Here is a 13,474-nt window from a genome sequence, read left to right on the forward strand (position 1 = left end):
TTGTCTCCTTAGTAGGCGTTGGGGTTGCGGCCGAGCGAGGCTGTCGTCACCGTGCCACGCATGACGCGGAAGACGAAGCCCGTGTAGATGAGAATGATCGGCAGGAAGATAATCGTGGCGATCAGCATGATGAACAGCGTCAGGTGGCTCGACGATGCATCCCAGACCGTCAGGCTGGCTGCCGGATGGATGGAGCTTGGCAGCAGGAAGGGAAAAAGCGACAGGCCGGCCGTCGAAATGATGCCGACGATGGCGATTGTCGTGCCCAGCAATGCCGTTTTCAAGGCTCCACCGGAAAGGCAGACGAGTGCCAGCAGGGAGCCGAGGAAGCCAAGGGCGGGGGCCGCAATCATCCAGGGATGAGTGCCGTAGTTGCTGAGCCAGCCGCCCGAGACGAGGACGACCGTCTTCGACAGCGGATTGGAAGGGCCAAGCGCATCCTGGACGCTGGATACGACATAGCCATCCATACCAATGCCAACCCAGAGACCGCCCATAGCAAACAGCACAATGCTTGCCAGCGCAGCCGCACGACCATAGAGGCGCGCCCGCTCTGCAACCTGGCCCTCTGTCCTCAGCGTGATGAGCGCTGCGCCATGGGCAACCAGCATGGAGACGCTAAGCAGGCCTGCGAGCAGCGCGAAGGGACGCAGCAGCCCGAAGAAGTTGCCGGTGTAGCTGGCGCGCAGGGTTCCGTCGAGGTCGAAGGGGACGCCGAGCAGGACATTGCCTACGGCCACGCCGAAGATCAGCGCCGGCACAAAGCCGCCGATGAACAGAGCCCAGTCCCAGGTTGCCCGCCATGTCGGATCTTTCATCTTGCCGCGGAACTTGAAGGCGACCGGACGCAGGATGAGTGCCAGAAGAATAGCGATCATGGCGAGATAGAAGCCGGAGAAGGAGACGGCATAGAGGGCCGGCCAGGCGGCGAAGATGGCGCCGCCACCCAGCACCAACCAGACCTGGTTGCCTTCCCAGGTCGGGCCGAGAAGGTTGATGACGACGCGCCGCTCTTCGTCCGTGCGGGCAACGAAGGGGAGCAGGGCGCCGACGCCGAGATCGTTGCCGCCCATGATGGCAAAGCCCATCAACAGGATGCCGAGCAGGGCCCACCAGATCATTCGCAGTATTTCATAGTCGAGGGGAATCGTGTTCATCATCGTTCTCTCTGCGCTTGAGGTTAGGCGGCCGCGCTTTTAGGCATCTGAATTGGTTCGGCGGATCCGTCGAGCATGGCGTAGTCCCCGGGGCCGGCCTTGATGGTCTTCAGCATCAGAATGATCATGACGACCAGAAGGGCGGTATAGAGGACCAGGAAGAAGCCGAGGCTGATCAGCATGTCGATCACGCTGAGACCCGAGGCGGCATAGAATGTCGGCAGCACACCCTCGATAGCCCAGGGCTGACGGCCATATTCCGCCACCAGCCAGCCGGATTCGATGGCGAGCCACGGGACCGGCATGCTCCAGAGCGCTATCCTGAGCAGCGTCCTGTTGTTTCCAAGCTTGTGGAGGCTGCTGAGCACAAAAGCGGTGGCGAAGAACACGATCATGTAGAGGCCGAGCGCCACCATGATGCGGAACGTCCAGAACAGCGTGCCGACGTCGGGGATGGTATCGCGGGCGGCCTGGTCGATCTCATCGGGCGTGGCGTTGACGATGTCCTCGCGGTAGCGCTTGAGCAGCAGGGCATAGCCGAGATCCGGCCAGTTCTTGGCAAAGGCTGCCCGTGCGGCCTGGTCCTTCGGATCCTTGCGGATCGCGTCGAGATCGGCGGACGCCAGCAGGCCGTTGCGGATACGCTCTTTGGCATGGTCGACCAGCGGCAGGATGCCCTGGACTTCGGTATTGAGGCTACGCGTCGTCATGAGTCCCAGCACCCAGGGGATCTTGACCTCGAAGCGGTTGCCGTCCTTGCCGGGTATCGCGAACAGGGTGAGGCCGGCCGGTGCAGGCTCGGTGTGCCACATCGCCTCGATGGCGGCGATCTTCATCTTCTGGTGTTCTGTGGCGACATAGCCGCTTTCGTCACCGAGCACGACGACCGATAAGGCCGAGGCGATGCCGAAGCTGGCGGCGACGGCCATGGAGCGCTTGGCAAGGTCGAGGTGGCGGCCGCGCAGCATGAACCAGGCGCTGACAGCCATGACGAACATGGCCCCCGTGGTATAGCCGGCACTAACGGTATGAACGAATTTTGCCTGTGCCACCGGATTGAACAGCACGGCGGCGAAATCGGACACTTCCATGCGCATCGTGTCTGGATTGAAGGTGGAGCCGACCGGGTTCTGCATCCAGCCGTTGGCGATCAGGATCCACAGGGCCGAGAAATTGGCGCCGAGCGCGACCAGCCAGGTGACGACCAGATGGCCGGCCTTCGGCAAACGGTCCCAGCCGAAGAAGAAGAGGCCGATAAAGGTTGCCTCCAGGAAGAAGGCCATCAGCCCCTCGATGGCAAGCGGCGCACCGAAGACGTCGCCGACATAATGGCTGTAATAGCTCCAGTTCATGCCGAACTGGAACTCCATGACTATGCCTGTCGCGACGCCCATTGCAAAGTTGATGCCGAACAGGGTGCCCCAGAAGAGCGTCATGCGCCGCCAGACTTCACGGCCGGTCATCACGTAGACGCTTTCCATGATCGCCATGAGGAAGGACAGTCCCAGCGTCAGCGGGACAAAGAGAAAATGGTAAAGTGCGGTCGCCGCAAATTGCAGGCGTGCCAAATCCACAACGGTGAAGTCGATCATGCGCGCGTTCCTATCAGTGTGCCGGCCGGATGCCGGGCCTGCAGGTTGCTACGCCCAGCCCCGAGGACACGCATTGATTTATGTCAATGCCTCCCCCCGGCGGCTCGGGCACTGACTGTGACAGTGAAAACGGCATGGCCTTCGCAGGATAGAGAGCCTGCTGCGGCGGTTGAGGGCAGCGATGACGGCAGAACACGGTATCAATCAAAGACAGTGGTTATCCCGGCTTCAGCGGCATGGCGGCAAGGCCATGGTGGTTGCCTGTGCCCTGCCGATGTTATCCGGGATGCTGCTGGTGGGGCAGGCCCTGCTGCTTTCCGAGATCCTCGGTCGGGTCATCGTGTCGCGGCAGTCTGTCACGGAGGTGCTTCCGGCTGTCGGCTTGTTCATCGGCATCTTCATCGCGCGGATCGGGCTGGGGCTCGGCGCCGAGAGCGCCGGTATCGTCGCCGCCGAACGTATCAAGCTGTATCTGCGCCGACTGCTGCATCGCCACATCTTCGATCAGCGGCCGGACTGGATGGCGCTGCGCTCCTCGGGTGCACTCAGTTCCGCAGTCATCGACCAGACGGATGCGCTGGATGGCTATTTCGCCCGGTTTGTCCCGGCGATGATCCAGGCGGCTGTGCTGCCCATCGTCTTTGCCATGGCCGTCATGCCGGTCGACTGGACCGTGGCACTGTTGTTCCTGCTGACTGCGCCGCTCATTCCCATCTTCATGGCACTGGTCGGATGGGGCGCGCAGGCAGCCACCGATGCCCAGGCGCAGGCGATGTCCCGCCTGTCCGGCTTCTTCGCCGACCGTTTGCGCGGTATCGTGACGCTCAAACTGTTCGGCCGGGCCGAGAGTGAGACGACGAAGGTGCTGGATGCTAGCCATGACCTGCGGCTGCGGACCTTGCGCGTGCTGCGCATCGCGTTCCTTTCGTCGGCTGTGCTGGAATTCTTTGCGGCGCTCGGCGTCGCCGGCGTCGCCCTCTATGTCGGCCTCAGCTATCTCGGCTTCGTCCATATCAGGGTGGCGCCTTTTACGCTGCAGGCAGGTTTGTTCTGTCTGCTGATGGCGCCCGAGGTCTATCAGCCGCTGCGGCTGCTCGCTGCCCACTATCACGACCGGCAATCCGCCAAGGCGGCCATCGTCGAGATCGCCGCGCTGTTTGGCGATCTCCCGGAAAACGGCGTCGAAACATCCAGCCGGCCGGCCTCGATGCCGCTGAGGGGAGGGGCGATCGCTGTTGCCGCTTCCCATCTCGGGCTTGCCACCCCGGACGGCGGGCGGCGGCTGCTTGAAAATGCCACCCTGTCCCTTGCTGCCGGCAGCCATGCGGCGCTCCTCGGCGAGAGCGGCATCGGAAAGTCGACGTTACTGGAAGCCATTGTCGGGCTCAGGGCCTTCGAGGGACGCATCTGTCTTGAAGGACATGAGCTACAGTCTATTGACCCCGCCGGGCTGCGCAATGCGGTGGCCTTCCTTGGCCAGCGGCCTATGCTGTTTGCGGGGACAATCGCCGATAACATTCGTTTCGGCGCGCGACTGGCAAGCGAAAGCGATCTTTCCCGCGCGGCAGAACTCGCGGGCGTCCTTGGATTCACCAACGCCCTGCCCGACGGGCTCAATACGGCAATCGGCGCGGGCGGGCGGGGCGTGTCCGGCGGCGAGGCGCAGCGGATCGCTCTGGCAAGGATTTTCCTGCGCGACCCCGGCCTGATTGTTCTCGATGAGCCGACGGCGCATCTCGACCGCGAAACCGAGAGCCGCGTTCTCGATGCGCTGCAGGTCTTTGCACGCGGTCGAACCCTGCTGGTCGCCACCCATTCGCTCGCCGTGGCCGAGCGCTTCTTCCATGTATTCCGCGTCGCCGGCGGCGATATCGTGCCGGTCGTAAAGCCAAGGCCGAAGGTATTGCTCGCGTTCGAGGAGAATGCCGCATGATAGCCCTCATGTCCTTCCTGCCGCTGTTTCGCACCCGGGCACTGCGGTTCGGCCTCGCCTTCGGCCTTGGTGCGCTGACGCTCGTTGCCGGCATGGCACTGCTTGGCGTTTCCGGATGGTTCCTGACTGCGGCTGCCCTGACGACCGCAGCTGCGAGTTTCAACCTGTTCGGGCCGTCGTCGCTGATCCGCGGCTTTTCATTGATCCGCATCGGCGCCCGCTATGGAGAAAAGCTCGTCGGTCACGATGCAACGCTGTGGCTGCTTGCCGATCTCCGGGGTTGGCTGTTTTCGCGGCTGATACCCCGTATGCCGCTCAAGGACACCGGTATCAGCCACGGCGACCTCGTCAGCCGGCTGACGGCCGACATCGATACGCTCGACACGGCGTTTCTGGTGGCCATTGGCCCGATGCTGACGGCGCTGGTGCTCGGGGCGACGATGAGTGCGATCCTCGGCTGGTACATACCCGCGGGGGCAGTGGTCTATGCGGTGACGCTTGCAACTGCGACCCTGGCGGTGCCCGCCGTCCTCGTTGGAGCGACACTGGCGCAGGGGCGGTCCGTGATCGCGGCATCGGCTGCAGTCCGCAGCGCCGCCCTGCAAAGCATGGACGGGCTGGCGGACTTCATCGTCTTCGACCAGATCGCCATGGCAGAGAAGCAGTTCGACGATGCCGCGAACGCCGTGGGATCGGCGCGGCGGCGTCTCGCGTTACGGGGAAGCATTGCCAGCGCCATGGTCCAGCTTCTGGCCGGCACGGCGCTGGTCGGCGTGCTGTGGTTCGGCATCCAGAGCTTTCAGCGTGGCGATATCGGCGGCCCGCTGCTGGTCGGTCTGCTGCTGGCGACGCTTGCAAGCTTCGAGGCGACCGGTGCAATCGTTCGCAGCGTCTCGCGCCTGAGCTCCTCTATTGCTGCGGCCGAACAGATACGGGCAGTCGCCGACAGCCCGCCTGCGGTGGTTGATCCCGGGCGACCGGTGGCAATGCCGGAAGGCAACGACATCGCCTTCCACGGCGTGCGTTTCGGGCATCATGCCGACAAGACGATCCTGGCGGATGTCAGTTTTAAGGTCGCCACAGGGTCCCGCGTCGTGATCCTCGGTGCCAGCGGCTCCGGCAAGTCGACGTTGATGGCGCTGCTGCTTCGCCTCTTCGATCCGCAGGCTGGCACGATCACACTCGGCGATGTCGATCTTCGTTGGCTGAGGCAGGACGAACTGCATCGGCGCATCGCGCTTCTGACCCAGGATACGCAAGTCTTCATGGGAAGCCTGCGAGACAATCTGCTGATGGGCGATCCCGGCGCAAGCAGCGAGCGTCTCTGGCACATGCTCGACGCGGTCCGCCTCGGCGACGTCGTCCGGCGGCTGCCAGACCAGCTGGATGGCTATGTCGGCGAAAAGGGCTGGACACTGTCCGCCGGACAGGCGCGTCGCCTGTGTCTTGCGCGCGCGCTTCTCTCGAAAGCTCAAATCCTCGTTTTGGACGAACCGACGTCCAATCTCGATCCGGAGACAGAGCGCGCGTTTTTCGAGGATCTCTGCAATCTGGCGACAGGAAAAACGGTCATCCTTGCCACGCACGCAAAGCCGCCGTCGGGCGTCTTCGACCAGTGCTACGTTATGACGGCCGGAAAGCTGGCGGTATCTGGGGCAACCGCCACAGAGGAGCCGCGAGGGCCAAGTGTTGAGAACGTCCCACTCTGGAGCGTTCCGAAGGACTGTTAATGCTGAGTTCACCATGATCGACTGAAGCGCTCTCAGGTCCATAAGAGAGTGAAACATTAGTAATGCATAACACGTTTACATTGTGACGGATCGATAGCACCCGCTATCAGTCCGTTTCAACAGGAAGCGCGCGCTCCTCGACCTAGTCCCGCCAGTGACATCAGTCACGGGCTAAACCAACGAGGATGATAATCATGCAGAATCTCAGAAAGAGCATTTCGCTTGCCGTTCTTCTATCTGCGGCAACTGTGGTATCCGTACAGGCCCAACAGGGCGGCTCCAACCGCGGAGGCCTTGGCCTCGGCGGCGGGGTATCACTCGGCGGAGGTCGTGGACTGGGCGTCGGCGTGGGCGCTTCCGTCGGCGGCATTAATGCCGGCGTCGGTGCGAACGTCGGCGGCTCCACCGGTGTGAATGCCGGTGTCGGCGCAAATGTAGGCGGTTCCAACGGTGTTAATGCCGGAGCCGGAGCATCGATCGGTGGTGCGCAAGGCGTGAACGCGGGAGCAACTGCCTCGATTGGTGGGTCAAGCGGTGTCAATGCTGGTGTCGGTGCGTCGGTTGGAGGCGGCAATGGCGTCAGTGCGGGTGTCGGAGCGTCAATTGGTGGATCCGGCGGCGGCGGCAATGGATCCACTGGCGGCGGCGGCAACGGATCCACCGGCGGCGGCAATGGATCCACCGGCGGCGGCGGCAACGCATCCACCGGCGGCGGCGGCAACGCATCCACCGGCGGTGGCAGCACCGGATCCATCGGCGGCGGCAACACCAGCGGGACTGGTCTTGGATCTGGCAACAATGCAGGTGTGGGCTCGGGTCTGGGCGGTCGGGCGGCAACCCGACGCGCTGCTATCGCGTACCAGGGGATGTCGCCCACTCAGCAGAAGCTCGTCCTCACCCGCTGCAAGACCTTCGGAGCCGGAAATGCCGATCCCGGTCTGGCTGCTCTCTGCAAGCTCCTGAAGCAAATCGCCGCGCGCTAGGTCTCCCGAGATTACCAACCTAAAACACGATGGCGCCCTGTGTGAAAACATGGCGCCATCTTTTTTGCTGGCAGTCGTATCCCGTCACCATCGACCCAGGTGCGGAGGGTTCCGAGCCTTATCCCCGCCCTATGAACGGCATGCTCGAGGCCATGATGGTGATGAACTGGACGTTGGCGTCGAGGCTCATTTTCGCCATATTGAGGACGGTGGCACCCACGGTTGCGACGTCCATGGTGGGTTCGACAGCAATCGTGCCATCCGCCTGTGGCACGCCCTTGGCCATGCGCGTCGTCATATCCGTGGCGGCGTTGCCGATATCGATCTGCGAGGCAACGATGTTGTGGATGCGCCCGTCGAGGCTGATCGATTTGGTGAGGCCGGTCACAGCGTGCTTGGAGGCCGTATAGGGTGCTGAGCCTGGCCGCGGCGTGTGGGCCGAGATCGAGCCGTTGTTGATGATGCGTCCGCCCCGTGGCGTCTGGTCGCGCATCATGCGGTAGGCCCGGTTGGCACAGAGAAACATTCCGTTGATGTTGACGGAAATGACGGCTTGCCATTGCTCGAACGTCACGTCGCCGAAATTCGTCGTGGGCGCACCCACGCCGGCATTGTTGAACAGCACGTCCAGCCGCCCTGCCTTAGCCTCCAGTTCGGCAAAGAGCGCGTCGACCGACGCCGGGTCGGTGACATCTGTCGGAACGATCAACGGTATGCCCGCCATGGCCAGAGAGGCTGTTTCTTCCAGCGGCTCCGCACGGCGACCGGCGAGCGCAACGACGTAGCCATCCCCCAGGAGCGCCAGCGCTACCGCTCTTCCGATCCCTGAACCTGCGCCCGTGACAACTGCAACCCGGCCATCCATCATGCTTTCATCCTGTAAACGATGCGGTATGTGTCATGTTAGCTCAAAGGCTCGCCGGCGCATAATCGTTTGCGGTAAACAGGTGGTGGTGTACCCGGCCTGTGAACATCTTCAGAAGTTCGCCACTGACCTCGCGGCTTTGGTAGCGGACATCCGAGCGAAGTGCGGCATCAACGGCATCCATGTCGGGGTAGCGAACTGCAAGGGCCATTGCATAGACCGGCGCCCCTTCATCGCGATCGAAGCCATCGAGGACGCGAACTTCCTTGGCGCCCGGGAATTGCGTCCAGAGCGGCACCAGTTTTTCTTTCACGAAGGCACGGAATTCGGCCTCCTTGCCGGCATGGATTTCGCCTTCGAACAAAGCATATCGAACGATCATCGACTTTTCCAAATTGGTTGATGTGAGGGCGCGGCTCCGTCTGTGCCCGGAGCGCGGGGCGCAGGCATCGGCCGCGCCCCGCATGGCGACGTTATTTGCCCCAGATTGCCTTGTAGTGATCCCGATAGCCGTTGTCGGGATCGAAGCTGTTCTTCGGGCCTCCGTCGAATTCGACATTGGCTGTCGTGACCACATGCAGCGGCGAAACGTAGCCGGACCATGCGACCCCGGCGAAGGCGCGGTTTAGTTCGTCGACCAGTTGCCATCCCTGCAGGGTGAGCGGCTCGGCCACCGTGACTGCCTGGTATTGCTTGGCGCGAATGCGCTGGTAGGCGCTTTCCGAGCCGTCGCCGGCGGCGACATTCACCGGCTTGCCGTCTCCCTCGATGCCGGCCGATGCCAGCGAGGGACCCATGAAGTCGAAATAAAGGTCATTGATCGCCAGCGAATGCGTCCACTTCTCCCCGTATTTCTGCAGCAGCGATGTCGTCAGCTGCGGCATGCGTTGCGAGGTTTCGGCGATCGGCGTATCGACATATTCGAGCACGGTGCCGCCGAGGCTCTCGATTTCCTTCTTCATCCGGTCGGCCTTGGCGATGGCAATCGCATAGGTGCTGTCCGTGAAGATGACGACGCCGGGCTTGCCGCCTGCATCGACGAATGCCCAGTCGGCCGCAGCCTTGGAGACCTCCATGGCGTCGGTGGTGACATTGGCGAACACGCCGACTTCCGGGACGGGACCGACATTCGATGCCGCATGCCAGGAGACCATCGGAATGCCGGCAGCCTTTGCCTGCTCCATCGCCGGCTTCTGCTCGATAGCGTCGAAACCGTCGATGATGATGCCATCCGGCTTCAGCGCCATCGCCTGGCCGAAGGCTGCCGTCCGGCCGCCGATCGAGCCGGCGCCGTCGAGCGCGGTCACTTTCCAGCCGAGCGATCCTGCCGCCTCCTGGACGCCGTTGACGACGCCGAGAATGCCGCCGTTCTTCATGTCGCCGGCAAGGATGACGATCGACTTGCCGGCTGCGCCCTTGGGCCCGGTGGTCGGGCCATCCCATGCACTCGCCTTGGATGCATATTTGTCGACGACCGCTTTCGCATCGGACATAGGGTCGGCAAGCGCCGGCAGGCTGGTCATCAGGGCAAGCGCTGCGACCGTCGCCTGCAACATCGTTCTACGCTTCATGTTCACTCCTCCATTTTGGTTTTGATGTACCGGTGTTGATCCCGGCGTAGTCTACTTGGGCGCGGGCGTGATCCTCCTCACGGCGCCGCGCTTGCGCTGGGCGTAACCGGCTATGCCGATGGCAATAAGCAGGGTGACCCCGTTGAAGAGCGGCTCGATGAAGAAGGAGCCGCCGAATTGCTGGATGCCGGAAATCCCGACCGCCAGGATGATGACGCCGATGAGCGTCCCCCAGACGTTGACGCGTCCGGGCTTGATCGTCGTCGAGCCGAGGAAGGCGCCGACGAGGGCCGGCAGCAGATATTCGAGCCCGACGCTCGCCTGGCCGATGCGCAGCTTCGAGGCCAGAAGTACGCCGGTGAGCGCCGCCAACAGTCCCGACGTCACGAAGGCACCGATCACGAACTTGCGCACCGGAATGCCATTGAGGGCTGCGGCCTTCGGGTTGGCACCGATTGCGTAGAGATATCGCCCGACCGGCAGGTATTCGAGCACGACCCACATGCAGATGGCGATGCCGAGGACGTAAAAGCCAGTGATCGGCAGGCCGAACAGCATCGTTCCGTTCAGTGCATAAAAGCCGTGCGGCAGGACGCCGACAACCTGGCGGCCGCCGGTGTGCCAAAGCGCCAGCGCGTAGAGGACGGTGCCTGTTCCGAGCGTCGCGATAAAGCTGTCGATCTTGGCGACCTCCACCAGCAGTCCGTTCAGGAAGCCCGTGATGGTGCCGAGCGCCAGCACGATGAGGACGGCCACTGGCCAGGGAAGGCCGTAGGCGGTCTGCAGACTGATGGCAAGGATGTGCCAGAGCACGATGCCGTAACCGACGGTCAGGTCTATGCGGCCCGACGCCATCGGGATCATCGCGGCCAGCGACAGCAGCGCGATGATCGCCTTGTCCGACACGATGGAGCGAACGTTGAGAAGTGTCGGGAAAGTCGCCGGCAGCAGCAGCGAGAACAGCAGGATCAGCACGACGGTCAGGATTACCAGTCCGTAGACGGGGATAAGCCGGCCGATCTTCTGGCTGGTCGACAATCCCGCCATTTCGCCCTTCGTCGGCTCCAGCGCGGTTGATTCAATGGATTGCATGGCTTTCCTCCTGAATGTTCATGCGGCTTCGGACGCGGACGCAGCTGTGATGACCGCTTCCGTCGTCAGCGCATTGCCGGCCAGTTCGCTGACGATCCTGCCGCGCGAAAAGACAAGGGCTCTGTGGCAGATGTGGGCGATTTCCTCGAAATCGGTGGAAACGACGACGACGGCAAGCCCGGCATCCAGCGCCTGGGTGATAAGGCGGTAGATATCGGCACGGGCGCCGACATCGACACCAGCGGTCGGATCCTCGGCAACCAGCAACTTACGCCCGGTCGCCAGCCAGCGGGCGACGACGACCTTCTGCTGATTGCCGCCGGATAGAGCTTCGACAGGCAAGTCGGGATCGTTGGGTCGCAGGCCGACGGAACGACCGATGGCCGAGGCAAGATCGGCTTCGCGTCGGGGGGAGAGAAAGGACCGCAATCCCCGGCCGGATGCACCGGGATTGAGGTAGGTGTTTTCGCGCACCGATAACGGCATGGCGACCGATTCCTCCGTCCGGTCGCGGGCGATCAGGCCGATTCCGGATGCCATGGCGCTTCGGGGGCTCGACAGGTCGGGTGTCTGGTCATGCAGCAGCACGCTGCCGGCAAAACCCTCGCAGCCAAACAGCGCGCGGCCGATCAACTCCTGTCCGCCGCCCCGCAATCCCACCAGCCCGAGCAATTCGCCCTCACGGATATCGAAAGAGACCGGGCTGGTGCCGGCGCAGGCGAGGTCGCGGACCTTGACGATCGCCTTGCCGGCGACGGCCGGCTTTTTGGCAAACAGGTCGTGATTGGCGCGGCCGATGATCATCGTTACGAGCTCGTCGGGCGTCGTGTCGGCGACAGCCTTCTGGCCGACCATCTTGCCATCTCGAAGGACGGCGACGCGGTCGGCAATGCGGAAAATCTCGTCCAGCCGGTGCGAGACGTAGATCATCCCGACGCCGCGCTCCTTGAGGGGCCTGATGGCGTCGAACAGCCGCTCGACCTCGTCTGCCGGCAGGCTTGCCGTGGGTTCGTCGAGCACAAGGACGTCGGCTTCGACGGCAAGGGCGCGGGCAATCGCCACGAGGGACTTCTCCGTCCTGCTGAGGGACGAGACCCGGGTCGTCGGATCGAAGTGGCAGCCCACCAGTTTCAGCGCATCCTCGGCGCGCGCCTGCGTCCGCTTCCAGTCGATCACGCCGCGACGCATGGAGAACCCTTGCGCCAGGCCCATGTTCTCGCCGACCGTCATCCACTCGATCAAGCCGAGATCCTGGTGGATGAAGGCGACCGGCTGGCGTTGGTTGGGCCGCGACGGACGGTGATGATAGCTTTCGCCACGAAAGAGGATGTCGCCGGTATCGGGCTTGTAGATGCCGGCGAGCGTCTTGATCAGCGTCGACTTGCCGGCGCCGTTTTCGCCCAGCAGGGCCAGGATCTCGCCTTCGCGCAAATCGAAGGAGACGTCACAGAGCGCTTGGGTTCCGCCAAACGTCTTGGTGATCGTCTGGAACTCCAGTAGTTTTTTCGCTTCCACCGATGCTCCTCCCAAAGCCACGCGTATGCAGAGTTTTATGTTATCGATAACATCGATAACCGGTCAAGCGAAAATCCGTTCTCGACGGAAAACGTCCTGCGGCGTGGAAATTTACGGTGCGGCGGAGAAGCCGTCGAGCAGGCGGATCATCTCTGCGGAGTCGCGGCTGCCGAGACCGGCGGCACACAGCAGCCGGTGAATCTCCACCACAGCGCCCGTCATCGGAAGGGGTGTTTTCGTCTTCAGTGCGAAGGCCTGCAGCGAATCCAGGTCTTTCAACATATTGTCGATCCGCCCGGTCGGCGAGAAATCCCGCTGGGCAAACTTGCCCATGAATTCCTGCAGAATGCGGCTGTCCGCCCTGCCGCCTGCCAACGCCGCAGGGATTGCCGCCGGATCGACTCCGCCGGCTTCGGCGAGCTTCACAGCCTCCGCGACGGCCTGGAAAAGCACTGCGCAGAAGAGCTGGTTAATGAGCTTCGTTGTCTGGCCGGCTCCTGATCCGCCCATCAGCGTATAGTTGGCAGCCAGATGCTGCATGACGACGCGGGCCCGCTCGAAATCGGTCTCGCTGCCGCCCGCCATGATCGTCAGCCGTCCCGATAGCGCGCCCGGCACCCCCCCGGACAGCGGGCAGTCCACCCAGCCCATGCCTGTCTCATCTCGCAGTCGGGTTGCTATCGAGGTCGTCTCGGCGGGATCGATGGACGACATGTCGATCACCAGTTTGTCGGCACTGGCGGCAGCAGCCACGCCGTCCTCGCCGAACACGACGGACCGCACGATGTCGGCGTGGTTGAGGCTGAGAATGCAGAATGCGCTCGTCTCGACGGCGGCCCGGACAGACTTTGCGGGAGTTGCGCCCTTGTCTGCGAGGGCCGCGACTTTATCAGGATCGAGATCGAAAGCAGATGTCGCATGGCCCGTCTCGAGCAGGCGGGTGGCGATCGCCGTTCCCATGATGCCGGCGCCGATCATTGCAACGCTTGCCCTGTCACTATCCATCATGTCCTCCTTTGCAATCCAACGTCGTTGC

At 63.0% G+C, this 13,474-nt stretch carries 11 protein-coding genes; 3 read left to right on the forward strand and 8 right to left on the reverse strand.

The window, feature by feature from the left end:
* Window positions 1-8 precede the first annotated feature (8 nt).
* Entirely contained in the window at window positions 9-1,157 is a 1,149-nt protein-coding gene (cydB, locus tag J5289_RS23915) for a cytochrome d ubiquinol oxidase subunit II (RefSeq protein ID WP_142830955.1), read from the reverse strand.
* Between the two features lie 23 nt (window positions 1,158-1,180).
* On the reverse strand, window positions 1,181-2,746 hold the full coding sequence (locus J5289_RS23920) for a cytochrome ubiquinol oxidase subunit I (protein WP_202617192.1): 1,566 nt from the start codon (window positions 2,744-2,746) through the stop codon (window positions 1,181-1,183).
* Window positions 2,747-2,930: 184 nt separating this feature from the next.
* Here J5289_RS23920 and cydD point away from each other — a divergent pair, with 184 nt between their 5' ends.
* The 3 genes from cydD to J5289_RS23935 all read left to right on the forward strand — a co-directional run bounded on the left by cydD (window position 2,931) and on the right by J5289_RS23935 (window position 7,395).
* On the forward strand, window positions 2,931-4,682 hold the full coding sequence (gene cydD / locus J5289_RS23925) for a thiol reductant ABC exporter subunit CydD (RefSeq protein ID WP_209186439.1): 1,752 nt from the start codon (window positions 2,931-2,933) through the stop codon (window positions 4,680-4,682).
* On the forward strand, window positions 4,679-6,412 hold the full coding sequence (cydC, locus tag J5289_RS23930; protein ID WP_209207117.1) for a thiol reductant ABC exporter subunit CydC: 1,734 nt from the start codon (window positions 4,679-4,681) through the stop codon (window positions 6,410-6,412). The genes cydD and cydC overlap by 4 nt, the downstream gene beginning before the upstream one ends.
* 194 nt (window positions 6,413-6,606) lie before the next feature.
* Window positions 6,607-7,395, forward strand: coding sequence for a hypothetical protein (locus J5289_RS23935; protein ID WP_247750704.1), 789 nt, complete (start codon window positions 6,607-6,609; stop codon window positions 7,393-7,395).
* A 118-nt stretch (window positions 7,396-7,513) separates the two neighbouring features.
* Here the strand turns inward: J5289_RS23935 and J5289_RS23940 are convergent, their stop codons facing one another.
* The 6 genes from J5289_RS23940 to J5289_RS23965 form a co-directional block, all read right to left on the reverse strand.
* Window positions 7,514-8,260, reverse strand: coding sequence for an SDR family oxidoreductase (locus J5289_RS23940; protein ID WP_143123181.1), 747 nt, complete (start codon window positions 8,258-8,260; stop codon window positions 7,514-7,516).
* Window positions 8,261-8,303: 43 nt separating this feature from the next.
* The gene (locus J5289_RS23945; RefSeq protein WP_142830959.1) at window positions 8,304-8,642 is read right to left on the reverse strand and encodes a hypothetical protein; all 339 of its coding nucleotides are present in this window, start codon (window positions 8,640-8,642) and stop codon (window positions 8,304-8,306) included.
* A gap of 91 nt (window positions 8,643-8,733) precedes the next feature.
* Window positions 8,734-9,831, reverse strand: a complete 1,098-nt coding sequence (locus J5289_RS23950; protein WP_142830960.1) for a substrate-binding domain-containing protein — start codon at window positions 9,829-9,831, stop codon at window positions 8,734-8,736.
* A gap of 51 nt (window positions 9,832-9,882) precedes the next feature.
* Window positions 9,883-10,923 (reverse strand): ABC transporter permease, encoded by a 1,041-nt coding sequence (locus J5289_RS23955; protein WP_142830961.1) that lies wholly within the window; start codon window positions 10,921-10,923, stop codon window positions 9,883-9,885.
* A gap of 18 nt (window positions 10,924-10,941) precedes the next feature.
* Window positions 10,942-12,438, reverse strand: a complete 1,497-nt coding sequence (locus J5289_RS23960) for a sugar ABC transporter ATP-binding protein (protein WP_209207116.1) — start codon at window positions 12,436-12,438, stop codon at window positions 10,942-10,944.
* A 111-nt stretch (window positions 12,439-12,549) separates the two neighbouring features.
* Window positions 12,550-13,446, reverse strand: a complete 897-nt coding sequence (locus J5289_RS23965) for an NAD(P)-dependent oxidoreductase (protein WP_209207115.1) — start codon at window positions 13,444-13,446, stop codon at window positions 12,550-12,552.
* Window positions 13,447-13,474 lie beyond the last annotated feature (28 nt).

The organism is Rhizobium sp. B230/85, assembly GCF_019355735.1.
Classification (GTDB): domain Bacteria; phylum Pseudomonadota; class Alphaproteobacteria; order Rhizobiales; family Rhizobiaceae; genus Rhizobium; species Rhizobium rhododendri.